The following is a 25714-nucleotide window of genomic DNA, read 5'->3' as shown; positions in this document are numbered from 1 at the left end:
ACGGTAACGCGGGTCCAGTGGTATCACCGCAAATGGGAATGCTGAAGCGGTGGTGCATAATTCGCGCGTTTGCCCAGGAGATGACCCGATTCGGGTGGGTGGCGCGCGGAGGGGAAGTCGAGGCCGACCGCATCTCGGTATCGGCTGCTCGGCGCCCGCGACTGTGACTCAGGTCACGATTTGGTAGCGGTTGGCGGTGAGTTTGCCGCAAGTCTTTCCATGCACTTTGCGAAGTCTTTACTATCAGCTCGTTCGTTCAGAGAGCTCTCGCTCCATCCGGCTGCCTCCGCCACTCGTTTTCGATGCCAGTACATGTTCGACATCCACCGGAACGCGCGTCGATCCGGCGAAGGAGAAATATGTTCACCGACACCGATTCCGCACCTCCGACGCCGCGACTGTCCGCCCGCATGGCCGGTGTCGCCCGCTACGATCTGCCCGCCTCGATCGTGGTTTTCCTTGTCGCCCTTCCGCTTTCGCTCGGCATCGCGGTCGCCTCCGGAGCGCCGGTCGCGGCGGGACTGATCGCCGCCGCCGTCGGCGGCATCGTCGCCGGAGCCATCGGCGGATCCCCGGTTCAGGTGAGCGGTCCGGCCGCGGGCCTGACGGTGGTGATCGCGCAGAGCGTGCACCAATTCGGCTGGGGCGCGACCTGTTTCGTCACGGCGGTCGCCGGATCGCTGCAAATCCTGTTCGGCCTGAGCCGGATCGCGCGGGCCGCGCTGGTCGTCGCGCCGGTGGTGGTGCACGCGATGCTGGCGGGTATCGGGGTGATCATCGCCCTGCAGCAGGTGCACGTCCTGCTCGGCGGCGCGTCGCTGAGTTCGTCGCTGGAGAGCCTGACCCAACTACCGCACCAGTTGCTGACCCTGCACGGCGGCGATCTGCTCATCGGGCTGGTGGTCATCGGCATCCTCATCGGCTGGCGGCGCGCGCCGCGCGGGCTGCGGATCGTGCCCGGCCCACTGTTGGCGGTCGTGGCCGCAACCCTGCTCGCCGCGGTGCTGCCGTTTCGGATCGAACGCCTGACATTGGACGGCTCGCTGCTGGATTCGGTCGGCCTGCCGAGTATCCCGTCCGGCCACTGGACCTCGGTCGCGCTCACCGCGGTGACGGTCGCGCTGATCGCGAGCGTGGAATCGCTGCTGTCGGCCGTCGCCGTCGACAAGGTCCGGCCCGGCACCCGGATCGACTTCGACCGGGAACTGCTGGGCCAGGGCGCGGCGAATCTCGCCTCCGGTCTGCTCGGCGGACTCCCAGTCTCGGCGGTGATCGTGCGCAGCATCACCAATGTCGAGGCGGGCGCGCGCACCAAGGCCGCCTGCGTACTGCACGGGGTGTGGATCCTGGTGTTCGCCATCGCCTTCGAGGATGTGGTGCAACGGATTCCGAAGGCGGCACTGGCCGGGGTGCTCATCCTGATCGGCGTGCAGTTGATCAAGCTGGCCCGTATTCGCCTGGCGCGCCGCACCGGGGACCTCTACGTCTACCTCGTCACGCTGTGCTGCGTCGTATTCCTGAATCTGCTCGCGGGCGTCGCCCTCGGTTTGGCGCTGGCCTTCGCGCTGCTGCTGTGGCGGGTGGTGCGGGTGACGATCACGGCTGAACCGGTGCCGGGCACCCGGCGCTGGGTGGTGCGCGTCGATGGCACCTGCACCTTTCTGGCGCTGCCGCGGCTCAGTGCCGAACTGGCCGGGGTGCCGCTCGGCGCGGATATCACCGTGGAGATGACCGTCGACTTCCTCGATCACGCCGCCTACGAGATCCTGACCGACTGGGCGCGCCGCCGCGAATCCTATGGCGCGCGCGTGGATTTCGTCGAGATAGGCACGGCCCGCATGGCCGGGGCGCTGACCGGGCCACCGCAGCGCGCGCCCGCGCGCGAGGTGCTCGACGAGGCCCTGGGGCCTTGGCGGCGAAAAAGCGGTCGGGTCGATCCGATTGTCGCGGGCATCGCCGCCTATCACCGCGGTCACGCCCACCTGATGCGTCCGCACCTGGACGGTCTGCGCGATCGCCCCGATGCCGCCACCTTCTTCCTCACCTGCGCCGATGCCCGCATCGTGCCCAATGTGATCACCAGCAGCGGTCCCGGCGACCTGTTCACGGTGCGCAATGTGGGCAATCTGGTGCCGGTCGGCGGCCAGGAGGTCTCGGTGGAGGCCGCACTGGTCTACGCGCTGGAGAAATTGGATGTGCGCGCGGTGGTGGTCTGTGGCCATTCCAGCTGCGGTGCGATGGATGCGCTCTATCGGCAGGTGCAGGCGGGTCCCGGCCTCGGGGACTGGTTGGCCCACGCGCATCCGAGTCTGGAGCGGTTCCGGGCGGGTCATCCGGTGGTGGCGGCGGCCGCGGCGGCGGGTTTCGCGGAGGTGGACCAGCTGGCCATGGTCAATATCGCGATGCAGGTGCGCAATCTGCGCGGGCATTCGGTGGTGCGGCGCGGCGTGCGCGAGCGCGGAGTGGCCGTCTCCGGCCTGTTCTTCGATCTCGCGACGGCCCGCATGATCGAGGTAACCGCCGACGGCATAGCGGAATTCGACGATCCGGGACATCGAGTGACACCCGAGCCGGTCTGATTCAAGGGTCGTCGGACCCCGGTTCGTGAAATGTGATGTGTCTCACGTGGTGTTGGCACCCTAGGGCACGGCACCATGGGGTTGCTCTCAGGCTTTGCTAACTCTTTACCCCTAGCCTGGACGAGCTTTTGAATCTCGACCCGTAGCCGTGTCGGGACTGCTTCACCGCGAGATGCCGGTTCGCGGTCTGTGCCCTGCAGGACATTGTGATCGTCAACCGACCTCGGCTCTCGCCGAGTCGGCGAAGGAGAAGACCATGGCCATCCAGTTCGATGCCGCCCCGCCGGGCAACCGCCCCGGCTCCCTGTTCGACAGATTGAATTCCATTGTGCGCCACGATCTTCCAGCATCGATCGTGGTGTTTCTGGTCGCGCTGCCGCTCTCGCTCGGTATCGCGGTCGCCTCCGGCGCACCCGTCGCGGCCGGACTCATCGCCGCCGTGGTGGGCGGCGTGGTGGCGGGCGCGCTGGGCGGCTCGCCACTGCAGGTCAGCGGCCCCGCCGCCGGACTGACGGTGGTGGTCGCCGAGGCCATCAATCAATATGGTTGGCGCACCACGACATTCATCGTCGTCGCGGCGGGCGCGCTGCAGATCGTCTTCGGGCTCAGCCGCATCGCGCGGGCCGCGCTCGCGGTCGCCCCGGTGGTGGTGCACGCCATGCTGGCGGGCATCGGTATCACCATCGCGCTGCAGCAGATTCACGTACTGCTCGGCGGATCCTCGCGCAGCGGCGCGTGGGAGAACATCGAGGAGCTGCCCGAGCAACTGCTCAACCTGCACACCGGCGACGCGTTCATCGGGGCCGTCGTCATCGCGGTGCTGATCGGCTGGCGCTATGTTCCGACCCGGATCCGAGTGGTGCCGGGGCCTTTGGTCGCAGTACTGGTCGGAACCGTGCTGTCGCTGTTCATTCCGGTCGAGGTCGAGCGAATCGTCCTGAGCGGTTCGGTCTTCGATGCCATCCAACTTCCACAATTACCCCACGGAAACTGGTCGGCCGTCGCGCTCACCGTGCTCACCATCGCGCTCATCGCCAGCGTGGAATCGCTGCTGTCGGCCGTGGCCGTGGACAAGATGCACAGCGGTCCGCGCACCAATTTCGACCGGGAGCTCATCGGTCAGGGCGCGGCCAATATGCTCTCGGGTCTGCTCGGCGGACTCCCGGTGACGGGCGTCATCGTGCGCAGCGCCACCAATGCCCAGGCGGGCGCGCGCAGCAGGGCCTCGGCGGTGCTGCACGGGGTGTGGATCCTGGTCTTCTCGGTGGCACTCGTGGGATTGGTGCAGCAGGTCCCGAAGGCGGCGCTGGCCGGACTGCTCATCGTCATCGGTTCGCAACTGGTGAAGCTGGCCCACATCCGGCTCGCGCATCGCACCGGCGATCTGCTGGTCTACGCGGTCACCGTGCTCGGCGTGGTCTTCCTCAATCTGCTCGAGGGTGTGCTCCTGGGCCTGGCACTGGCCTTCGGACTGCTGCTGTGGCGCGTGGTGCGGGTCGCGGTGGACGCGACCGAAGTGCCCGGCACCGGCCGCTGGGTGGTCCGCATCGATGGTTCGTGCACCTTCCTCGCACTGCCCAGACTCTCCGCGGTGCTGGCGCGGGTGCCCTCGGGAGCGGAGGTCACCGTGGAGTTGACGGTGGACTTCCTCGACCACGCGGCCTTCGAGGCCATCGAGGACTGGCGGCGTCAGCACGAAAGCGGCGGCGGCCGTGTCGAATTCGTGGAAATCGGCAGCGCCAGAATGGTCGACGCGGCGGCGGGTCCGCCCGCGCGCGGACTCGGCCGGGCGGTCTGGGACGAGGTGCTCGGCCCGTGGCGGCGCGATATGCCGCACGGCGACCGGATGACAGCGGGCGTGGCGCACTACAACCGCCGCCACGCGCATGTGGTCCGGCCGCATCTGGACGTGCTCAGCGACCGGCAGGACCCGGACTCCTTCTTCCTCACCTGCGCGGATTCGCGGATCGTGCCCAATGTCATCACCAACAGTGGTCCCGGCGACCTGTTCACGGTGCGCAATGTGGGCAATCTGGTGCCCGCGCACGGCGACGCGTCGGTGGAGTCGGCACTGCTGTTCGCACTGGAGAAGCTGAACGTGCGCAGCGTCGTGGTGTGCGGCCACTCCTCCTGCGGCGCGATGGAGGCCGTGCACCAGGGCGCCGCATCCGGCGTCGGCATCGATACCTGGCTCGGCCATGCCGCGCCGAGCCTGGCGCGCCTGCGCGCCGGACATCCGGTGGCGGCGGCCGCCGCGGCCGCCGGATTCAGCGAGGTGGACCAGTTGAGCATGGTCAATGTCGCGGTCCAGTTGGAAACGCTGCACCGGCATCCCGCCGTGCGGCGGGCCATGGCCGAACGCGGCCTGACGGTGACCGGTCTGTTCTTCGATCTGCGCACCGCGCGGGTGATCGAGGTGACCGAGGACGGTCCGGCCCATATCGATGATGTGGATCGGCCCGCCGAACTCGTCTGATGCCGAGTCGACCGCAGCGGCCCGCCCGGATCCGATCCGGGTGGGCCGTGCCCGCGCGACTCGCCGTCGCGCTCGCTGGTGCAACGCACGAGCAACGCCTACGCTGAGGGTTGCCTAATGGGCGCTGCCGGCGAAGCCGTCCGCAGATCCGCGCACGGCCGGAGCGAAGGCGGAGGTACGCCTAACTGAGGAGTGGGTCTTTTGGGTCCGCCTCGGCGACAATGGCGGACCGGGCACCCCGGAGATTCGAAAATCTTTGTGACACAGTGGTATCAGTGGCATTGCCGGGAATCCGCGCCGTGAGGGGCGGCATGGACGACAGGGAATACGCATCGGTGCCGATCGGAGTCGAATGACCATGGCCGCACAGTCCCCCGTCGAAACGCACACCGTGCCGGGGCGGATGCTCACCCAGCCGCAGTGGCTCGCCGCGCGCATCGCGGAGACCGGCGAGACCTGGGGCAATACCGTGCCCCGCGTCGCGGGCACCATGTGGTGGTGCATGCTGGCCTCGGCCCTGGTGCAACAGGTGGCGCGGGCCTACGCGACCGACACGCCCGCCCCGGCGCCGGAGCTGGCGCGGCTGGACTGCGAGGTGCGCACCGACGGCGGGATCGAGGTCGTGCACATCCTTCCGTCCGACGGCATCGCCGAATGCGCTGCGGCACTTCGGGAAACCCTCGCCACGGTGATCCCGGTGGTGGCCGCCGTCTCGGGGGCCGGGGCGCCCGCGCTGTGGGCGGTGGTCACCGACGCCATCGGCAATCGCGCCCTCGACGCGGGGTCGGCCGAGGCCGGGTCCCGGCTGGCGCGCGAGATCGGGGGCAGGCTGGTCGCGCCGCGTTTCGTCGAGATCGGCGGTCGCACCTTCGTCAAGCGGCTGTCCTGCTGCCTGGTCTTCGAATTTCCGGGCTGCGAGATGTGCACGAGCTGCCCGAAACGCACTGCCGCGGACCGGGAGTCGCGGCTGGCGGAACTGGCCGCACAGGGCTGAGGGCAGCGCGGGATCCGCAGGGCGCGCGGCCGACGGCGGTCCGTCGACACGGTTGTGCGCGGGTGGGCGATAGCATGGTCCGCGCCGGGACAAACCGTCCCGCAATCCGATGGTGGGCTCCTCGTTCGACGAGCAGCCCGCCCGGCGCGGGGACCAGCCCCGCCGCCGACGACGCCAAGGAGAGCGCCGCCGTGACCACCCCAGCCGTCCACAGTCCCCTCGCCCGCGTCCGGGTGTCGGCCGGGACTACGGCGGGCACTGCGGTGCGGGAGGCGGGCCTGCCCACGAAGGGGCCGGACACCGTGGTAGTCGTCCGCCACAACGGTGAGCTCAAGGACCTGTCCTGGACCCCGGAGGTCGACGTCGAGGTGGAGCCGGTGGCCGCCGACACCCCCGACGGCCGAAATGTCATCCGGCATTCCACCGCGCACGTCCTGGCCCAGGCGGTGCAGCAGGAGTTCCCGGAGGCCAAACTCGGTATCGGCCCGTTCATCCGGGACGGCTTCTACTACGACTTCCAGGTCGACAAGCCCTTCACCCCCGAGGATCTGACCCGCCTGGAATCCAGGATGAAGAAGATCATCAAAGGCGCGCAACGATTCTCGCGTCGCATCGTGGAGCCGGAGCAGGCCCGCGTCGAACTGGCCAAGGAGCCGTTCAAGCTGGAGTTGATCGGCGACAAGTCCGGGATCGATGATCCGGAGGTCATGGAGGTCGGCGGCGCCGAGCTGACCATCTACGACAATCTGGACCCGCGCAGCGGTGAGCGTATCTGGGGCGACCTGTGCCGCGGCCCGCACATCCCCACCACCAAATTCATCCCGGCCTTCAAACTCACCCGCAGCTCCGCCGCCTACTGGCGCGGCGATCAGAGCCGCGAGGATCTGCAGCGCGTCTACGGCACCGCGTGGGAATCGCAGGAGGCGCTGGACGCGCACCTGCACCTGCTGGCCGAGGCCGAGCGGCGCGACCACCGCAGACTCGGCGCCGAACTGGACCTGTTCAGTTTCCCGGACGAATTGGGTTCGGGCCTGCCGGTGTTCCACCCCAAGGGCGGCATCATCCGCAAGGAGCTCGAGGACTACTCGCGGCAGCGGCACGTCGAGGCGGGCTACGAATTCGTCAACACCCCGCACCTGACCAAGGCGCATCTGTTCGAGACGTCCAAGCACCTCGAGTGGTACGCCGACGGCATGTTCCCGCCCATGCACCTGGACGCGGAGTACAACGAGGACGGCACCGTCCGCAAGCCCGGCCAGGACTATTACGTCAAGCCGATGAACTGCCCGATGCACAACCTGATCTTCCGGTCGCGCGGCCGGTCCTATCGCGAGCTGCCGCTGCGGATGTTCGAATTCGGTTCGGTCTACCGCTACGAGAAGTCGGGCGTGGTGCACGGCCTGACCAGGGTGCGCGGCATGACCCAGGACGATTCGCACATCTACTGCACCCAGGAGCAGGTCGCCGCGGAGCTCACCAGCATCCTGCGGTTCGTGCTCGATCTGCTCGAGGACTACGGACTGGACGACTACTACTTGGAGCTGTCGACCAAGGACCCGAAGAAGTACGTCGGCTCCGACGAGCTGTGGGAGCAGGCCACCGAGACGCTGCGCCAGGTCGCCGAATCCTCCGGACTGGAACTGGTCCCCGATCCGGGCGGGGCCGCCTTCTACGGCCCGAAGATCTCGGTGCAGACCAGGGACGCGCTCGGCCGCAACTGGCAGATGTCGACGATCCAGCTGGACTTCTTCGAGCCCGAGCTGTTCGAGCTGGAGTACACCGCCTCCGACGGAACCAAGAAGCGGCCGGTCATGATCCACCGCGCGCTGTTCGGTTCGATCGAGCGCTTCTTCGGCGTGCTCACCGAGCACTACGCCGGCGCCTTCCCGGCCTGGCTCGCGCCGGTCCAGGTGGTCGGCATCCCGGTGGCGGAAGCCTTCGCGCCGCACCTGGATTCGGTGATCGGTCAGCTCGCCGCCGCGGGTATCCGCGCCCACGTGGACCGCAGCGACGACAGAATGCAGAAGAAGATCTTCAACAACACCGCGCAGAAGGTGCCGTTCATGCTGCTCGCGGGCGAGCGCGATGTGAGCGCGGGCGCGGTGAGCTTCCGCTTCCGCGACGGCACCCAGGTCAACGGCGTTCCGGTGGCCGACGCGGTGGCCGCCGTGGTGGCTTGGGTGCGGCGGCGCGAGAATGCCTCGCCGACCGCCGAGGGTCTCGGCGAACTCCGGACCGGCGCATGAAGAATCAGGGTCTGGATGTGGAGGTCGACGCGATAGTGGATACCGGGGTGGGCGATCCGGATCGGCTGCAGCGACTGTGGGCGCCCTACCGGATGTCCTACATCGCCGCAGCGGCGGGCGAGCGCACCGACGCGGATACTGCTTCGGGCCACCCGTTCACCGATATCCCGAAGATGTCGGATGAGGACGGCCTGGTGATCGCCAGGGGCGAACAGGTGTACGCCGTGCTCAACCTGTATCCCTACAACCCGGGTCACATGATGGTCGTGCCTTACCGCAGGGTGGCGAACCTGGAGGATCTGACCGAGGCGGAGGCCGCCGAGCTGATGGCGTTCACCCAGCAGGCGATCCGGGTGATCAAGCGGGTCTCGCGCCCGCACGGCTTCAATGTCGGCCTGAATCTCGGTGGGGTGGCGGGCGGTTCGCTCGCCGACCACCTGCATCAGCACATCGTCCCCCGCTGGGGCGGTGACGCGAACTTCATCACGGTCATCGGCGGTGTGAAGGTGATGCCGCAGTTGCTCCGCGAGACCCGCGCGCTATTGGCGGCCGCCTGGAAGGAGGCGTAGACAGCCGTGCTCAGCTTCTTCGGCCGGGAGACGTTCGCGAAAGCGACTGCGCCGCTGGGCCGGGCGCTGGTGCGCACGGGGCTCACGCCCGACGCGGTGACCGTCATCGGCACCACCGCCTCGATCGCCGCCGCGGTCACGCTGTTCCCCTCCGGGCATCTGTTCTGGGGCACGATGGTGATCTGGCTGTTCGTCATGTTCGACATGCTCGACGGGGCGATGGCGCGGGCGCGCGGCGGCGGCACGAAATACGGCGCGGTGCTCGACGCCACCTGCGACCGCCTCGCCGACGGCGCGATCTTCGGCGGGCTGGCCTGGTGGGCGGTCTATCACGAGCAGCATCGGCCCCTGTTCTTCGCGACGCTGGTGGTGCTGGTCACCTCGCAGGTCATCTCGTATGCGAAGGCGCGGGCCGAGGCGAGCGGGCTGTCCGCCGACGGCGGCATCATCGAGCGCCCGGACCGGCTGATCATCGTGCTGGTCGGTGCCGGATTCACCGGTATCGGCGGATACTGGGGCATCGGTTGGCTGACCTACGCCGTACATGTCGCCATGTGGATTCTGGCGGTGCTGAGCATTGTCACGGTGTTCCAGCGGGTGCTCGCAGTGCGGAATTCGCCGGGAGCGCGCGATATCGTCCAGGCCGTGCGGCCCGGACCGGAAGCGCAGGAAGCGCGGTGAGCGCGTCCGGTCGCGTCATGGCGCGGCGGGTGCGCACGAGATCGGGGGTAATACGGTGAGTGCGGGGGAGCGGGCCAAAGAGTTGGCCTATGCGGCGGGGTGGCGCGTGGTGCGGGCGCTGCCCGAGCGCACGGCGCGTCGCCTCTTCGATTGGGGCGCGGATCGCGCGGTCCGGCATGGCGGCCCGATTCAGTTGCGGCGCAACCTCTCCCGTGTCCTCGGTACGACGCCGGAGCAGGTGCCCGACGAGCTGATCCGGGCGAGTATGCGCTCGTACGCGCGCTATTGGCGCGAGGCGTTTCGGCTGCCGGGCATGGATCACACCAAGATCGACTACTACGTCGGCGGACTGGAACATCTCGATGCCGGGCTGGCGGCCGAGCGCGGTGTCATCCTCTGCCTGCCGCACTCCGGCAATTGGGATATGGCGGGCGTGTGGCTGGTGCAGCACTACCAGAGCTTGACCACGGTCGCCGAGCGGTTGAAACCGGAGGCGCTGTTCGAACGGTTCGTCGCCTACCGGGAAAGCCTCGGCTTCGAGGTATTCCCGCTGACCGGCGGCGAGCAACCGCCGTTCCCGCAATTGGCGGCGCGCCTGCGCGAGAACAAGATCGTCTGCCTGATGGGGGAGCGCGATCTCACCGGGAAAGGTGTGCCGGTCACGTTCTTCGGTGAACGCACCTGGTTACCCGCGGGCGCGGTCAAACTCGCCATCGAGACCGGCGCGGCACTGATCCCGGTGCACGCCTGGTTCACCGTCGATCCGGACGGCGCCGAGGGCTGGGGCCTGAAAACCGAAGCGCCGATAGATGTCTCGGCGGGCATCGCGGCCGCCGCGCAGGCGCTGGCGGATCGCTTCGCCGCCAATATCGCCGAACATCCCGCCGATTGGCATATGCTGCAACCCCTTTGGGAGGCGGACCTGTCCGAGGCCAGGCTCGCCCGCATCGCCGCGGCGCAGGACGCGATGCGTGCCAAGGGCGAGGTGACACCGTGAAAATCGGTATGGTGTGCCCGTATTCGTTCGATGTGCCCGGCGGGGTGCAGGCCCACGTGGTCGAACTGGCGCGGGTGCTGCTCGAGCGCGGCCACCGGGTCAGCGTGCTGGCCCCCGCCTCGGAGGAGACGGAACTGCCGGATTTCGTGGTCTCCGCGGGCCGCGCGGTCGCCATTCCCTACAACGGGTCGGTGGCCCGACTCTCCTTCGGCCCCACCGCCTACGCCCGGATCCGCCGCTGGATCGACGGCAACGACTTCGACGTCCTGCACGTGCACGAGCCGAACGCGCCGAGCCTGTCGATGTTCGCGCTGAAGATCGCCGAGGGGCCGATCGTGGCCACCTTCCACACCTCCACCACGAAATCGTTGATCCTGAGCACCTTTCAGGGGGTGCTGCGGCCCTATCACGAGAAGATCAGCGGGCGCATCGCGGTTTCCGAACTGGCGCGGCGCTGGCAGGTGGAGGCGCTGGGATCGGATGCGGTGGAGATTCCCAACGGCGTCGATGTGCCCGCCTTCGCCCGCGCGCCGATGCTGCCCGGATATCCGCGCGCGGGCGGCGTCGTGCTGTTCCTCGGCCGCTACGACGAGCCGCGCAAGGGTATGCAGGTGCTGCTCGGCGCCCTACCGGAACTGGTGCGCCGCCATCCGAACATCGAGATCCTGATCGTCGGCCGCGGTGACGAGGAGCGGCTGCGCAAGGAAGCCGGACCGCACGCGGACCGCCTGCGCCTGCTCGGTCAGGTGTCGGATGCGGAGAAGGCCTCGGCCATGCGTAGCGCCGATGTCTATGTCGCGCCGAATCTGGGCGGGGAGAGTTTCGGCATCATCCTGATCGAGGCCATGGCGGCGGGCACCGCCGTGGTGGCCAGTGAACTCGACGCCTTCCGCCGGGTGCTGCGCGACGGCGCGGCGGGTGTGCTGGTGCCGGTCGGCGATTCGGCTCGGCTGGCCGAGGCGCTGCACCAGGTGCTCACCGATCGGGAGCGGCGCGAGGCATTGGTGCGCACCGCCACCAGGGTGGTCGGCGAATACGACTGGCCGGTGGTGGCCGAGCAGATCCTGCGGGTGTACGAGACGGTCACCGTCGGCGATGTGCGGGTGCGGGCCGCCGGATGATCACCTTCTCCGCGACAGCGGTGCTGCTGCTCGCGCTGCTCGCCGCGCTGCTGATCACCATCGGCGTCTGGGCCTACACCACCGCCAACCGACTCGACCGCCTGCATGTGCGCTCGGACCTGTCCTGGCAGGCGCTCGACGCCGCGCTGGCCAGGCGCGCGGTGGTCGCCCGCGCCGTCGCCCTGGCTATGACAGGGCCGGGTTCGACAGCCATAGCGGTGACAGGGCCGAGCTCTTTGACAGGGGCGAGCTCCGCGGCCATGGCCGCGGCCGGGCCGATCTCCGGTGCCGACAGCGCCGAGCAGGCCAGAAGTCTTGCCGCACTGGCGGGTCGGGCCGAGCGCGCGGATCGCGCCGAACGCGAGGCGGCGGAGAATCAACTCTCCGCCGCGCTGTCGGCGGTCGATATCGCGGTGCTGCGCCCGCAACTGGTGGCCGAACTGGCCGACGCCGAGGCCAGAGTGCTCATCGCGCGACGCTTCCACAATGACGCCGTCCGCGACACCCTGGCGCTGCGCACCCGGCGGCCCGTGCGCATCCTGCACCTGGGCGGCACCGCGCCGCTGCCGACATATTTCGAGATCACCGAGCGGGCCACCCCAGCCGCTGCCACCGGATTGGATGTCGACACCAGTCGCACCTCGGCGCGGGTGGTGCTGATCGACGAGCGGGATCGGGTGCTGCTCATGCGGGGCAACGATCCCAAGACACCGGAGCTGTCGTTCTGGTTCACCATCGGCGGCGGCGTGCAGCCGGGGGAGTCGCTGCGCGCGGCGGCGGTGCGGGAGCTGTTCGAGGAGACCGGATATCATGCCGATCCCGCCGCGCTGCGCGGTCCGATCTGGCGGCGGGTCGCGGTCTTCCCGTTCGATGGCGAGCTGATTCGCTCCGAGGAGTTGTTCTTCGCGCTGCGGGTGCCGGGATACGAACCCGATCCGGGCAATCGCGGCTATGTCGAGCGGCGCTCGATCACCGGTCACCAATGGTGCGTGGGGGCCGATATCGTCGCGTTGGACGCCTCGGGGGAGACGGTGTATCCGTACCACCTGGATCGGCTGCTGCCCGAGGCCCTCGCCGCCGCGTCCGCGGCGGGCGATCCCGAGGTGCGTTCGATCCGCTGATCACGCCACGCGCAGTTGCGCGAGCACCTCTGGGACGGGATCCAACACCAGGTCGCGGAGAAATGTGTCCGCCTCGGCCGCGGAGAGCCGATGGTTCGCGGTCCCGTCGACATAGCGGGCGCCGTCCCAGCGCAGGCCGATCCTGGTGAACAGATTCGGTTGCGTGTGATCGCCGTGGTGGGCGAACCAGGTGATGGCATCCGGGGCGACCAGCAGCCTGCCGCCCCAGTCGACGCGGAACGCCTCGGCGAGCGCGGCGAAATTCTCCACCGATCCTGGTCGGTGATCCGACAACTCCGAGGCGATCACGACGAGCCCGTCGCGGGTGGGTCGGTAGCCGCGCACCAGGGTGCGGGTCGGACCGCCGAGGCCGGACCAGTGCTGGATATGGGCGAAGCGGCAGCGCGGGATGCTCTCCGGTAGCGGGCGGTGCTCGGGCACCACCAGCCTGGTGCGGCGTGCCACACAGCACTCGTGTATCACGCTGTCCCGGTTGCCCATTGACGTCGCCCTTCGCTCGCACCGTCGACACTTTCGATTCGGTTCGCGCCGAACGTTTTTCAGCGTACGTAGCGAGGTGCCCACCTGGCGAAACGCGAAAAGAATGGGCCTGTGCCCCGATCGACCGCGACGTATAGTGGGTCACCGCAGGTCAGCCCCGCAAATTCCGGATTGTCAAGCCCAGTGATCTATGGTTGAAAGTCATTGAAGTGTGAGTTTTTTCACTGTAATGCTAGGTTCTCATGGTTGGCCTGCCGGTATGGTGCGCCCCGAGGATCCGGTCGTTCACCGCAGGCCCGCGCGGATTTCGCGGAAGTGAGTGTGCCATGTCGTATCTGCTGTTCGATCTGCTCGAGCCGATCCTCGGCGCGGCGGCGGCCCAGTTCTGGGCACAGTTGCTGGTGGTCCAACCCCTCTGAATCGACGGTGGGTTCGCCGGATCGCCGCCGATTCGGACCCGTTCGACCGGGGGTTGTCCGCTCCCGTAACGCCTTTCGTGGTCGAAGCTGTCCGCGAACCATCGTGTGCTGAGCGATTGCCTGCCGCAGGCACGGGATCGATCGCGCGCGAAGCGCACCAGACCAGTCGTCCGCAACTGGCTATCTAGTGGCCTGCTCCGCCCGCCTAGAATTGGAGCGATCCCAATCCTTGCCGCGATCGCGCCGTCTCTTCCGCGGTGCGATCGCGCCATGACCCAGGAGTTTGCCGTGACCACGCCCGAGACCACCAACACCGTCGGCACCGCCCGCGTCAAGCGCGGCATGGCCGAGATGCTCAAGGGCGGGGTGATCATGGATGTGGTCACCCCCGAACAGGCCAAGATCGCCGAGGACGCGGGCGCGGTCGCCGTCATGGCGCTCGAGCGGGTGCCCGCCGATATCCGCGCCGAGGGCGGCGTATCCCGGATGAGCGATCCGGACATGATCGACGGCATCATCGCCGCCGTCTCCATCCCGGTCATGGCCAAGGCGCGCATCGGTCACTTCGTCGAGGCGCAGATCCTGCAGAGCCTCGGGGTGGACTACATCGACGAATCCGAGGTGCTCACCCCGGCCGACTACAGCAACCATATCGACAAGTGGAACTTCACCGTTCCCTTCGTCTGCGGCGCGACCAACCTGGGTGAGGCGCTGCGCCGAATCACCGAGGGCGCGGCCATGATTCGCTCCAAGGGCGAGGCGGGCACCGGCGACGTCTCCAATGCCACCACTCACATGCGCCAGATCCGCGGGGAGATCCGCAAGCTCGCCGCGCTGCCGCAGGACGAACTGTTCGTCGCCGCCAAGGAACTGCAGGCCCCCTATGAGTTGGTGCGCGAGGTCGCCGAAACCGGCAAGCTCCCCGTGGTGCTGTTCACCGCGGGCGGCATCGCCACCCCCGCCGACGCGGCCATGATGATGCAGCTCGGCGCGGAGGGCGTATTCGTCGGCTCGGGCATCTTCAAGTCGGGCAATCCGGCCGAGCGCGCCGCCGCGATCGTCAAGGCCACCACCTTCCACGACGATCCCGATGTGCTGGCCAAGGTGTCGCGCGGCCTGGGCGAGGCCATGGTCGGCATCAATGTCGAGGAGATCCCGCAGCCGCACCGCTTGGCCGAGCGCGGTTGGTGAAAACACCGCATTGATATGAACTTTCGCCGAACGGCGGCTTAAGGGCGGGAGGTCCTGCGGACCTCCCGCCCTTCGCGCACCCGGTAACGTCGGTACGGTGGAATTGCGGCAGCTGCGCTATTTCGTCGTCCTGGCCGAGGAACTGCACTTCCGCCGCGCCGCCGAGAAATTGTTCATCTCGACGCCCACACTGAGCCAGCAGATCAAGGGGCTGGAGCGGGAGATGGGCGGCCCGCTGCTGATCCGGGAGCCTCGGGTGCGGTTGACGGCGGCAGGTGCGGTGTTGCTGCGCACCGGGCGCGAGATCCTGCGCGCCACCGAATCGGCCATCCGCGAGACCCGCCGGGAGGCCGGATCGCCCGCGCCGGTGCTGCGCTTCGGATTCCCCAACGGGGTGCCGCCGTGGCTGCTGGCGCGCATCGGGGAACTGCTCGCCGCCCGGCTCCCCGGCGCCAGGATGGTGCTGTTCGCCGGAACCACCGCCGACCAACTGCGGCTGCTCGATGCCGACGAGGTCGATCTGGCACTGGTGCGCGATCCGGTCGAAGCGCCCGCGCGATTCAGTCGAATACCGCTCGCCCGTGCGGAATTCGACGATCCGCAGGCCGGGTACACGGCCGTGTGGCGGACCGCGTCGCGCCATCCCGCGGTGGAATCGCTGGTGGCCGCGGTGCGCGGCGGACCGCTGACCCGCGAGGCCTGATTCCCGCTCCCTGCTCCGCCCGTGCGAAATCTCTTGCGGCAGTAACGAAATTTTTACGAACCGACCCGGCCGTTTCTGGCGCCGGAGCACCCGAAGATGTGAGGATCGAACGGGCGGTTCGTGCGTCGCTCGGATACGTGGATGGACAATGGCGCACGAACCGCCGCTCAGGCCCCGCCTACGGCACCCGCAGAGCAGGCCGATCGGGATGCTCCCAGCGGACGAATGTGGTTGGCGTATCCGTGGTTTCCGCATCATGGCGCAGCAGTGCGGGGATGGTCCACCGATCCGATTCCGGCGTCTTGCGGCGCAACGCGGATTCCGACATGGCCAGTGCGAGGGTGTGATCGAAGGCGAGCCCGCGCCCCAGCAGCATGGGTCCGGCGACGAGCAGCACGGTGCCCGGCAGCGCGGTGCGGGTGGCGGCGCGCGCGGAACGATCCGTGCGCTCATCCCACAGGGCGGGCAGCCACCGGCCGTGCTCGCGCAGCGCCGACACCACCTCGCGCCGCACTGCGGCATAGTCGAACCACGCGGTGCGATAGGACAGTTCATCGGTGCGCCCGAATTCCAGGCGCAGCGAGGCCGGTCGCACGAAATCGCGCACTGCCACCGTATGCGCCGGGCGACCCGGTTCGCGCAGCGCCGCCGCGATCCGCTCCGCGACCCGGACGGGTTCGGCGGCGTCGGCGCCGTCCACACCGACGACCACGTACCCGTCGATCCCGCGTACGGCCTCGACGACCGTGTCGACCAGAGCGTCCGGGGTGATCGGCACATAGCGCATGGACCCATCCTCGCGGGCGGGTGGTCGCCCGCTCAGGTCGGTGTCGGTCCGGTTACTGTCGAGCGCATGGCGACAATCGAAGAGGCGCTGGAGATAGAGCGGCTCGAGCGGGATATCTTCCGCGGCGCGACCAGCAAGACCCAGCTTCCGCGCACCTTCGGCGGTCAGGTGGCCGGTCAGGCTTTGGTCGCGGCGGTCCGCACGGTCGAGCCGCAGTTCCAGGTGCATTCGCTGCACGGCTATTTCCTGCGGCCGGGCAATCCCGCCGAGCGCACGGTCTACCTGGTCGAACGCATCCGCGACGGCCGTTCGTTCTGCACCCGCCGGGTCACCGGCGTCCAGGACGGCGCGGCGATCTTCACCATGTCGGCCTCGTTCCACGTCGGCGACGAGGGTCCCGAACATCAGGATCGGATGCCCGAGATCCAGTCGCCGGAGGACCTGCCCGACGCCAGCCAGTCCCTGAGTCCGGAGCGACTGTGGTTGATGCGCGAATGGGAGCACTGGGATATCCGCATGGTCCCCGCCGACAGCGTCACCCAGCGCGCCGGCGTCGTCTCCCCGCAGCAGGTGTGGTTCCGCTACCGCCACCCGCTCCCCGACGACCCGGTGGTGCACGTGTGCACCCTCGCCTACATGAGCGATATGACCCTGCTCGGCTCCTCGAAGGTGACCCACCCGGACATCGCCACCCAGGACGCCTCCCTCGATCACGCCATGTGGTTCCTGCGCCCCTTCCGCGCCGACGACTGGCTCCTCTACGACCAGTCCTCCCCCTCCGCCGGCTTCGGCCGCGCCCTGACCGGCGGCAAGATCTTCAACCGCCACGGCGACATGGTCGCCTCGGTAGTCCAAGAAGGCCTGATCAGAACCCGGCAGTAGCCGCCTCCCCGCGATTTTTGCCGGTCGTGAGTGCCTCGACTGTCGGTCGCCGGGCCTGCGGTTGAGCAGTGTTCGAATTTTGGGCGTTCCCGACGAGTTACCCGGATTCTCGCGAAACCAGTTATTGCGTTGCGAAGTCCGGAGTTGCGCTGTTGGGCAGCGTGTCCTCACGCTACCTGTACGCGTAGGTGGCAGACGACCGTGTCCGAGAGTTTGCGGAGTTCGCGTTCGAGTTCGTCGCTGCGGTGGCTCGGTAGGACTCGGTTCCAGCCGAGTGGCGGGTCCACCTCGGCGACGACCACGACTTTGCGTCGGTCCGGGTATTTCTCGCTGATGTAGCGGGCGACCGGGCCGCCGACGGTGGCGTCGTGGTCGGGGAGCAGGACGAGGGGGACATCCGGATGCCATGCCTCCCACGCTTTGGTGAACGCGCGGGTGGATTCGCCCTCGAGGCAGACATGCACCGCGACAACGTCTTTGCCGATGGACATGGCGGCCGAGAGCGCTTCGCAACTCAGTTCGGAGACCTCCGAGACCGGCACCACGACCACCGATTCGCGCGGACGCGGCGGGCGGGGCAGCTCCGCGGTGCCGCGGACCTCGCCGATGCGGGTGTAGGCGCCGCGGATACGTTCCATCGCGACCACCAGCAGCGGCAGCACCAGCACGATGAGCCACGCGCCCTCGGTGAACTTCATGGCGGTGGTGACGATGGCGGCGACGAAGGTGAGCACCGCGCCGAAACCGTTGAGCGCCAACCGCCACTGCCAACCTTTGCTGCGCGCGAGCAGCCAATGCCGCACCATGCCGACCTGGGCGAGGGTGAATCCGACGAAGACGCCGATGGCGAACAGCGGCACCAGGGCGTTCATGTCGCCGTTCGCGCCGATCAGCAGCGCGGCCGCGGCCAGACCGAGGGTGAGCACGCCGTAGCGGTAGACCTGGCGCGGGGAGGCGACGGCGAAGCGGTGCGGCAGGCAGTTGTCGTCGGCGAGCAGTTTGGTGAGGGTGGGCAGACCGCCGTAGGAGGTGTTGGCGGCCAGCGCGAGCAAGACGACGGTGGCGAATTGCACCACGTAGTAACCGATTCCGTGGCCGAGCGACGCCTCGGTCAACTGTGACAGGACCGTGGTGCCGTCGACGGGACGCACCTCGAATTTCTGGATGAGCACGGCCAGACCGATCAGCATGACACCCAGCAACCCGCCGAGCACCACCTCCGCCCGCTGCGCCCGCGCCACCTTCGGGGCGGCGAAACTGGGCACCGCGTTGGCGATGGCCTCCACACCGGTCAGCGCGGCGCACCCGCTGGAGAACGCCTTGAGCAGCAACAGCAGTCCGACGGTGCGGAAGTCCAGCGTGGTGGCGGTGCCCGCGGCCACGGCGGCCGGTTGCGAGCGCAGCAGTCCGGCGATGATGACGGTGAAGATGCCCGCCACGAAGATCACGGTCGGGGCCATGAAGGCGCGTGCGCTCTCCCGGATGCCGAGCAGATTCAGCGCGGTGATGCCCACCAGCACGGCGAGGCAGATCCACGCCGTGTACCCGTGCAGGGCGGGGAAGGCCGAGGTGAGGGCCGCGACACCCGCCGCTATGGAGACCGCGACATTCAGGACGTAGTCCACGATGAGCGAGGCCGCCGCGACCAGGCTGGCGCGATGTCCCAGGTGGCGGCGGGCCACGGCGTATGCGCCGCCGCCGTTGGGGAAGGCCGCGATGACCTGCCGGTAGGAGGCGGTGAGCACCGCGAGCAGCAGGGCGATGGCGAGGGTGACCGGCAGGGTCAGGCCCAGGCCCGCGCCGCCCGCGGCGGCCAGGACGAGCACCACCGCCTCCGGGCCGTAGGACACCGAGGCCATGGCGTCCAGCGAAAGTCCGGCAAGCCCGGTCAGCACCGTCAGGCCGTGCCGGTCCGGTGCGAGTTTCTCCGGATCGTGGTGGTTGGGCACTGTACGCGGTAACACATCCGTCACCAGCGCGAGTGTGCGGGAGGGCGGGCCGATGCGCCAGAGTCGTTGACGGAATGTTGATGGCACGGGTGAGCGGGCACACAGCGGCCGCGTCGGGGGCGGTTTTTGGGGCGTCCGTATTGTTTTGTGGGCAGAGCGATGGAGGATACGGGCATGGATTCGGTGGCAGCCGCACAGGTCGAGCATCCGGCGCGGACGGGCGCGCCGCGCATTGGCGTATTGGGTTTGCAGGGTGATGTGCGCGAGCATTTCGCGGCGTTGGCGCACTGTGGCGCGGTGCCGGTGACGGTGCGGCGCGCGCAGGAGTTGGATTCGGTCGACGCGCTGGTGCTGCCCGGTGGGGAGTCGACGACGATCAGCAAGCTGCTCGAGGTTTTCGACCTGCTCGAACCGCTGCGCGCCCGGTTGCGCGGGGGGATGCCCGCCTTCGGTTCCTGTGCGGGGATGATCCTATTGGCCGACGAGGTGCTCGATACCCGATCGGATGCCCAGCATCTTTCCGGCATCGATATGACGGTGCGGCGCAATGCGTTCGGCCGGCAGGTGGATTCCTTCGAGACGGATCTGGTGTTCGCCGGATTGGATGAGGTTCCGGTGCGCGCGGTGTTCATCAGGGCGCCGCTGGTCGAGCGGGTCGGTCCCGGTGTCGAGGTGCTGGCCAGGATTGCGGATGGACCGTTCGCGGGCGGGATTGTCGCGGTGCGGCAGGGTCGGGTGCTGGCGACCTCCTTCCATCCGGAGGTGACCGGGGACCTGCGGGTGCACGAGATGTTCGTGGATATGGTGCGCGCAGGCTGATCCGGATCTCGGCGGCGGCCCGCACAGCGCGGCCCGTGTTGCCGCGACCCATTTCGGATCCTCGCGCGATCCGAAACGGGTGCGCGCGCTCACCCGAAATGACACGCCGAGTAGTCTGGCTGGGTTGTCCGGCCGGCCGTGAGCACCACCGTGGCGGGGCGAATCAGGTTTCACCGACCGAAGGAAGTAGGGCATGAGCGGCCACTCCAAATGGGCCACCACCAAGCACAAGAAGGCCGCGATCGACGCGAAGCGCGGCAAGATGTTCGCGAAGTTGATCAAGAACATCGAGGTCGCGGCGCGCACCGGTGGTGGTGACCCTGGCGGAAACCCGACGCTCTGGGATGCCATTCAAAAGGCGAAGAAGTCCTCGGTCCCCAATGACAATATCGAGCGCGCCCGCAAGCGCGGCGGTGGCGAGGAAGCGGGCGGCGCGGACTGGCAGAACATCACCTATGAGGGCTACGGCCCCAGCGGTGTCGCGGTCCTGATCGAATGTCTGACCGACAATCGCAATCGCGCCGCGGGCGAGGTCCGCGTGGCCATGACCCGCAATGGCGGCAATATGGCCGATCCGGGTTCGGTGGCCTACCTGTTCCACCGCAAGGGCGTCATCACCCTGGAGAAGAACGGCCTCACCGAGGACGACCTGCTCGATGTGGTGCTCGACGCGGGCGCGGAGGAGGTCAACGACCTCGGCGACTCCTTCGAGATCATCACCGACCCGTCGGACCTGATCGCGGTCCGCACCGCCCTGCAGGGCGCGAAGATCGATTACGACTCCGCCGAATCCGGCTTCCAGCCGTCGATGTCGGTGGCCGTGGACGTCGATGTGGCGCGCAAGGTGTTCAAACTGGTGGACGCGCTCGAGGATAGCGACGACGTGCAGAACGTCTACACCAATGTCGATCTCTCGGATGAGGTGCTCGCCCAGCTCGAGGACGACTGATTCGTTGATTTGTCGGTGCGCCGTACGGGATGTGCGGCGCACCGAGTCGTTTCAGTAGAGAGTGTCTCGGTAGGGCAGGCCTATTCGGCGACGGTGGTGCGATAGGCCCACTCGTAGACGCGCAATTCACCCTCGGCCGTATCCAGGTGTCGGGGCGTCGCCTCGAAATGCTCGTAGCCGCCCTTGTACGGGACTTTGATCTGTGTTCCCGGCGGGGTGATGGTGACGACACGGTCCGGCAGATCCGTCGGACCACCTTCGAGAACGGCACGCGCAGGGTTGCTCATGCACCGATGGTAGGTGCGCTGTGTCGGCGGTCACAGCATTTCCGGCTCGGGTAGGCATTTCGGGCCTACGCGGGTGGGGGAGCGGGCAGTCCGACCCGCGCGGCGACCCAGGGGAACGACGAGGCGAACGCGGCCGAGGCGAACTGCCAGGTGTGTCCGCCCTTGGTCGTGTGAATGGTGCAGTCGATGCCTGCCGCGCGGCCCGCGTCGCAGAGTTTCTCGGCCGCGCCGACCTCGCCGGTGTCGTAGACGCCGTCGTGGCCGCCCATCCCGACCGCCCCCTCGTCCACCGGGCGGGTGTTGAGGCCGGGCCGCTGCGGGTGCAGCGGGGTCAGATCATCGAAGAGTCCGGCGATCTCGGTGTATGGACCGTGGCGCGCGATGACGGTGAGCGGGTCGAAGGCATCCCACTGCGCGGCATCGCCGCCGTAGAGGCGGCGGATGGTCTGCTCCTTGTCGCCGGAGGCCGGACCGAGGTCGCCCGCGATATCGACGAAGGTGTGGAACAGTTCCGGATGGGTCACCGTCAGGTCGATCGCGCAGGTGCCGCCCATGGACCAGCCGATGACGGCCCAGTTCGCCGGATCGCTCGACGCGCCGAACCGCGAGGTCACATAGGCGGGGACATCGCGGGTGAGGTGGTCGGCGGCGTCGCCGCGCGGTCCGTTGACGCATTCGGTGTCATTGTTGAAACTGCCGCTGGAATCGACGAAGACCAGGATCGGCGCCTGCCCGTTGGCGGCGGCCGCGTACTTGTCGACGATGGGCATGATCTGCCCGCTGCGCACCCAGTCGGCGGGAGTATTGAATTCGCCGCCGATCATCATCACGGAGGGCAGTCGCGGCGGTGTCGCCCCGGCGAACCAGGCCGGCGGTAGATAGACGTATTCGGTGCGGTGCGGAAAGTGGCTGCCCGCGTCCGGGATTCGCACCGGGACGATCCTGCCGACTTTCACCTCCGTACCGCGCAGGCCCGCCAGCGCCGACAGGTCGGTCTGCTGCGGTAGCGGACCGGCGGTGAGCGCGTTCCACGCCGCTTGCGCCGTCGGGTAGTAGCCCACCCACTGGTTGAGCACGATCCCGGTGCCGAGCAGCGCGAGCGGCACCGCCACCGCCGAGACGCCGCGCCGCCACCAGCGGGCCGAACGCCAGCCCAGCACCGCCACCGCGAGCGCGCCGCCCGTGGCCGCCACACACACCCACAGCAGCGGCGGCGCCGGATCCGACGCCAAGCCCTGGTCATCGACATAGAACCACGCCGCGAGCGCCGCCACCCCGCCGACGAGCACACATACCGGAACCCACAGCAAACGCCAACGCCGAGTGCGCCAACCGACGGCCACGAGCAATGCCACCAGCGCCAGCAACTGCACCGTGATCGGCAGCCAGCCGTGCAGCAGCGAAAGACCGTGGTGGAATCCGTTGGGATACCCCGGATTCACTGTGGCCGGGGGAAGTTCGGGCGCGGGCGGTGGAGGCGCGCTTAGTACAGGCACTCGCGCAATCCTCCAGCCACGACCTCGAGACTCCCTGTGAACCGCCCGGGAAGCACATGGGCAAACCCGTTCCGTCGGAACGGACGCCCGTGTCCGGTAATCTCGCGAGCGACAGCTCGGGAGTCCGGAGGACGCCGTGACCTATCAACCGCCGCCGAGCGGCCCGCAGGGCTACTATCCGCCGCCGCAGTATCCGCCGCGCCGGTCGCGGCCGCTGTGGCCGTGGGTCCTGGGTGTGGTGGCGCTGGTGGTGGTCGCGCTGGTCGGCGGCGGCGTGGTCCTGCTGGGCGCCTTCGCCGTGCGGACGACCAAGGAGGCGCGACACGAGGTTTCGGTGGTCTACGAGGTCACCGGCTCGGCCGCCGCCGCCGATATCGCCTACTACCACGGTCAATTCGATAACGCGGTCGTATCCGGCGGCGCCCTGCCGTGGCGCAAGGAGGTGCTGATCGTCGGGCTCGCCACGCCCGCGGGCGTTTCGGCCAGCGGCGCCGCGGGGGAAACCATGAGCTGCCGCATTCTGCGCGACGGCAAAGTCCTTGCCAGCGAATCGAGTTCGGGTCCCACCGCCTACGTCAACTGTTTCCTGCCGTTCGTCCTCGGCTGAGGCCGTGTCGCTGGGGTGGGGAACACACACCCTCCGTTAGACTCTCGAACAGTTGTTCGTGTCCGAGAGGGGATGTCGTGCGGGTGATGGGCGTCGATCCGGGGCTCACCCGGTGCGGGCTCAGCATGGTCGACGGAGGTCTCGGCCGAAAGGTGACGGCCCTGGATGTCGATGTGGTGCGCACCCCGGTGGACCTGGACCTGGCCCGGCGGCTCATGCTCGTGGCCGACGCGGCCGAGCACTGGATGGATACCCACCGTCCCGACGCGGTCGCCATCGAGCGGGTCTTCGCCCAGCACAATGTGCGCACCGCCATGGGCACCGCGCAGGCGGGCGGTGTCATCGCGCTGGCGGCGGCGCGTCGCGACATCCCGGTCGCCTTCCACACACCCAGCGAGGTGAAGGCGGCCGTCACCGGTAGCGGCACCGCCGACAAAGCGCAGGTGACGGCCATGGTGACCCGGATACTCGGCTTGCGGGTCGCGCCGAAACCCGCCGATGCGGCGGATGCCTTGGCGCTGGCGATCTGTCATTGTTGGCGGGCGCCGCTGCTGGATCGCATGGCCAAAGCCGAGGCGCAGGCCGCCGCGGCCCGGCGGCGCTACACCGAACGACTGGCCCAACAACGAAAGGCGGTGCAGGGGTGATCGCGTCGGTACGCGGTGAGGTGCTCGAGATCGCGCTCGATCACGCAGTGCTCGAGGCCGCGGGCGTCGGTTATCGACTCAACGCGACCCCGGCCACGCTGGCGGGCCTCGCCACGGGGGCCGAGGCCCGGCTCTACACGGCGATGATCGTGCGCGAGGATTCGATGACCCTCTACGGTTTCGCCGACACCGAGGCCCGCGACCTGTTCGGCCTCCTGCAGACCGTCTCCGGCGTCGGCCCCCGTTTGGCCATGGCGGTGCTCGCGGTGCTGGAGCCCGAGGCGCTGCGCAAGGCGCTGGCCGAGAGCAATGTCGCCGCGCTCACCAGGGTGCCCGGTATCGGCAAGCGCGGGGCCGAGCGCATGGTGGTCGAACTGCGCGACAAGGTGAATCTCGTTCCGGTGCAGGCGGGTCCGCCCGGTTCGGCGGTCGCCGTCACACCGGTGCGCGAGCAGGTCATCGAGGCGCTCACCGGTCTGGGTTTCCCGCTCAAGCAGGCCGAACCGGCGGTGGACGCGGTGCTGGCCGAGCGTCCGGCGGCCGATACCTCGGCCGCGCTGCGCGCCGCGCTGGGTCTGCTCGGCAAGAATCGGTAGCGCGCCATGGAGTACGAGGATCAGGACGACTCCCCGGTCACCGCGAGCTATCTGCGCTCCGACGGCGAGATCGAGGCCAGTCTGCGCCCGAAATCGCTGGACGACTTCATCGGTCAACCCCGTGTCCGCGAACAGCTCTCGCTGGTGCTGCGCGGTGCGAAGGGTCGCGGGGCGACCCCGGATCATGTGCTGCTGTCGGGTCCGCCCGGTCTCGGCAAGACGAGTATGGCCATGATCGTCGCGGCGGAACTCGGTACGGCGCTGCGCATTACCTCCGGTCCCGCGCTGGAGCGCGCGGGCGACCTGGCGGCCATGCTGAGCAATCTCGTCGAGGGCGATGTGCTGTTCATCGACGAGATCCACCGCATCGCCCGCCCGGCCGAGGAGATGCTCTACCTGGCCATGGAGGATTTCCGGGTGGACGTGGTGGTCGGCAAGGGGCCGGGCGCGACGTCGATCCCCTTGGACATCGCGCCGTTCACCCTGGTCGGGGCCACCACCCGCTCGGGTGCGCTCACGGGTCCGCTGCGCGACCGGTTCGGCTTCACCGGACATATGGACTTCTACGAACCCGGCGAGCTGCTGCAGATCCTGCTGCGCTCGGCGAACATCCTCGGCATCGAGATCGAGCCCGAGGCCGCGGCCGAGATCGCGGGACGCTCGCGCGGGACGCCCCGTATCGCGAATCGGCTGCTGCGTCGGGTCCGCGACTACGCCGAGGTGCGCGCCGACGGTCGGGTCACCCGTCCCGTGGTGCGGGCCGCGCTGGAGGTCTATGACGTGGACGTGCTCGGCCTGGACCGCCTGGACCGCGCCGTGCTCGGCGCGCTGGTGCGTGGCTTCGGCGGTGGGCCGGTGGGTGTTTCGACGCTGGCCGTCGCGGTGGGCGAGGAGGCCGCGACGGTGGAGGAGGTGTGCGAGCCGTTCCTGGTACGGGCCGGACTGGTGGCGCGTACCCCGCGCGGTCGAGTGGCCACGGCCGCCGCCTGGGAGCATCTGGGTCTGACGCCCCCGCCGGATCTGATGTTCGGCTCCATCGAGGTCCGCGGGCGCGAAAGTCAGCCCAGCCTGGATCTATTCGGCGAATAGCCCTGCGC

At 68.6% G+C, this 25714-nt stretch carries 23 protein-coding genes; 18 read left to right on the top strand and 5 right to left on the bottom strand.

Translation table 11 applies throughout. The features are described from left to right. Positions 1–359 precede the first annotated feature (359 nt). The 9 genes from D5S18_RS34025 (at position 360) to D5S18_RS33985 (ending at position 12784) form a co-directional block, all read left to right on the top strand. Positions 360–2579: a SulP family inorganic anion transporter gene (locus tag D5S18_RS34025; protein WP_120045224.1), complete on the top strand. Its 2220-nt coding sequence runs from the start codon at positions 360–362 to the stop codon at positions 2577–2579. A 256-nt stretch (positions 2580–2835) separates the two neighbouring features. Continuing rightward, complete coding sequence (locus tag D5S18_RS34020) at positions 2836–5055, top strand: solute carrier family 23 protein (RefSeq protein ID WP_120045223.1); 2220 nt, start codon at positions 2836–2838, stop codon at positions 5053–5055. A gap of 358 nt (positions 5056–5413) precedes the next feature. After that, positions 5414–6049 carry a (2Fe-2S)-binding protein gene (locus tag D5S18_RS34015; RefSeq protein ID WP_239004178.1) on the top strand — a complete coding sequence of 212 codons (636 nt, stop codon included), beginning with the start codon at positions 5414–5416 and terminating at the stop codon, positions 6047–6049. 191 nt (positions 6050–6240) lie between these two features. Beyond that, the gene (gene thrS / locus D5S18_RS34010) at positions 6241–8295 is read left to right on the top strand and encodes a threonine--tRNA ligase (RefSeq protein ID WP_120045221.1); all 2055 of its coding nucleotides are present in this window, start codon (positions 6241–6243) and stop codon (positions 8293–8295) included. Further along, on the top strand, positions 8292–8864 hold the full coding sequence (locus D5S18_RS34005; protein WP_120045220.1) for an ATP adenylyltransferase: 573 nt from the start codon (positions 8292–8294) through the stop codon (positions 8862–8864). The genes thrS and D5S18_RS34005 overlap by 4 nt, the downstream gene beginning before the upstream one ends. Positions 8865–8870: 6 nt before the next feature. After that, positions 8871–9545 carry a phosphatidylinositol phosphate synthase gene (gene pgsA, locus D5S18_RS34000; RefSeq protein WP_120045219.1) on the top strand — a complete coding sequence of 225 codons (675 nt, stop codon included), beginning with the start codon at positions 8871–8873 and terminating at the stop codon, positions 9543–9545. Positions 9546–9600: 55 nt separating this feature from the next. After that, on the top strand, positions 9601–10542 hold the full coding sequence (locus tag D5S18_RS33995; protein WP_120045218.1) for a phosphatidylinositol mannoside acyltransferase: 942 nt from the start codon (positions 9601–9603) through the stop codon (positions 10540–10542). After that, positions 10539–11663 (top strand): glycosyltransferase family 4 protein, encoded by a 1125-nt coding sequence (locus D5S18_RS33990; protein WP_120045217.1) that lies wholly within the window; start codon positions 10539–10541, stop codon positions 11661–11663. Before D5S18_RS33995 ends, D5S18_RS33990 begins: the two co-directional genes overlap by 4 nt. Beyond that, entirely contained in the window at positions 11663–12784 is a 1122-nt protein-coding gene (locus D5S18_RS33985) for an NUDIX hydrolase (protein WP_120045296.1), read from the top strand. The genes D5S18_RS33990 and D5S18_RS33985 overlap by 1 nt, the downstream gene beginning before the upstream one ends. On the opposite strand, the gene D5S18_RS33980 is transcribed toward D5S18_RS33985, so the two are convergent. Then, positions 12785–13249: a hypothetical protein gene (locus tag D5S18_RS33980; RefSeq protein WP_147404342.1), complete on the bottom strand. Its 465-nt coding sequence runs from the start codon at positions 13247–13249 to the stop codon at positions 12785–12787. Between the two features lie 725 nt (positions 13250–13974). Between D5S18_RS33980 and pdxS the strand changes: the two genes are divergently transcribed. Together pdxS and D5S18_RS33970 are read left to right on the top strand one after the other, a co-directional pair. Continuing rightward, complete coding sequence (gene pdxS / locus D5S18_RS33975) at positions 13975–14895, top strand: pyridoxal 5'-phosphate synthase lyase subunit PdxS (protein ID WP_120045215.1); 921 nt, start codon at positions 13975–13977, stop codon at positions 14893–14895. Positions 14896–14992: 97 nt separating this feature from the next. Then, a complete protein-coding gene (locus D5S18_RS33970; RefSeq protein ID WP_120045214.1) occupies positions 14993–15598 on the top strand; it encodes a LysR family transcriptional regulator in 606 nt (201 codons plus the stop codon). A gap of 178 nt (positions 15599–15776) precedes the next feature. Here D5S18_RS33970 and D5S18_RS33965 read toward each other — a convergent pair whose 3' ends face one another. After that, the gene (locus D5S18_RS33965; RefSeq protein ID WP_120045213.1) at positions 15777–16385 is read right to left on the bottom strand and encodes a nucleoside/nucleotide kinase family protein; all 609 of its coding nucleotides are present in this window, start codon (positions 16383–16385) and stop codon (positions 15777–15779) included. 66 nt (positions 16386–16451) lie between these two features. Here D5S18_RS33965 and D5S18_RS33960 point away from each other — a divergent pair, with 66 nt between their 5' ends. Beyond that, positions 16452–17267: an acyl-CoA thioesterase gene (locus D5S18_RS33960; protein ID WP_120045212.1), complete on the top strand. Its 816-nt coding sequence runs from the start codon at positions 16452–16454 to the stop codon at positions 17265–17267. A 167-nt stretch (positions 17268–17434) separates the two neighbouring features. Here D5S18_RS33960 and D5S18_RS33955 read toward each other — a convergent pair whose 3' ends face one another. Then, complete coding sequence (locus D5S18_RS33955; protein WP_120045295.1) at positions 17435–19126, bottom strand: APC family permease; 1692 nt, start codon at positions 19124–19126, stop codon at positions 17435–17437. A gap of 264 nt (positions 19127–19390) precedes the next feature. Here D5S18_RS33955 and pdxT point away from each other — a divergent pair, with 264 nt between their 5' ends. Beyond that, complete coding sequence (gene pdxT, locus D5S18_RS33950) at positions 19391–20035, top strand: pyridoxal 5'-phosphate synthase glutaminase subunit PdxT (RefSeq protein ID WP_120045211.1); 645 nt, start codon at positions 19391–19393, stop codon at positions 20033–20035. A gap of 193 nt (positions 20036–20228) precedes the next feature. Beyond that, entirely contained in the window at positions 20229–20984 is a 756-nt protein-coding gene (locus tag D5S18_RS33945) for a YebC/PmpR family DNA-binding transcriptional regulator (protein ID WP_120045210.1), read from the top strand. Positions 20985–21064: 80 nt separating this feature from the next. Here the strand turns inward: D5S18_RS33945 and D5S18_RS33940 are convergent, their stop codons facing one another. After that, positions 21065–21271 (bottom strand): DUF5988 family protein, encoded by a 207-nt coding sequence (locus D5S18_RS33940; RefSeq protein ID WP_120045209.1) that lies wholly within the window; start codon positions 21269–21271, stop codon positions 21065–21067. Between the two features lie 65 nt (positions 21272–21336). After that, positions 21337–22776, bottom strand: coding sequence for an alpha/beta hydrolase (locus D5S18_RS33935; protein ID WP_439651211.1), 1440 nt, complete (start codon positions 22774–22776; stop codon positions 21337–21339). Between the two features lie 127 nt (positions 22777–22903). On the opposite strand from D5S18_RS33935, the gene D5S18_RS33930 reads away from it, so the two are divergent. From D5S18_RS33930 to ruvB, 4 genes are all read left to right on the top strand, one after another. Next, positions 22904–23374, top strand: a complete 471-nt coding sequence (locus tag D5S18_RS33930) for an MmpS family transport accessory protein (RefSeq protein WP_120045208.1) — start codon at positions 22904–22906, stop codon at positions 23372–23374. A gap of 77 nt (positions 23375–23451) precedes the next feature. Further along, complete coding sequence (gene ruvC, locus D5S18_RS33925) at positions 23452–24021, top strand: crossover junction endodeoxyribonuclease RuvC (protein ID WP_203237038.1); 570 nt, start codon at positions 23452–23454, stop codon at positions 24019–24021. After that, positions 24018–24617, top strand: coding sequence for a Holliday junction branch migration protein RuvA (gene ruvA, locus D5S18_RS33920; protein ID WP_120045207.1), 600 nt, complete (start codon positions 24018–24020; stop codon positions 24615–24617). The genes ruvC and ruvA overlap by 4 nt, the downstream gene beginning before the upstream one ends. 6 nt (positions 24618–24623) lie before the next feature. After that, positions 24624–25706 (top strand): Holliday junction branch migration DNA helicase RuvB, encoded by a 1083-nt coding sequence (ruvB, locus tag D5S18_RS33915; protein WP_120045206.1) that lies wholly within the window; start codon positions 24624–24626, stop codon positions 25704–25706. Positions 25707–25714: the final 8 nt, after the last annotated feature.

It is taken from the genome of Nocardia panacis, assembly GCF_003598715.1.
In the GTDB taxonomy this organism is placed as follows: Bacteria; Actinomycetota; Actinomycetes; order Mycobacteriales; family Mycobacteriaceae; genus Nocardia; species Nocardia panacis.
This window is presented reverse-complemented; position numbering and strand designations above follow the sequence as displayed.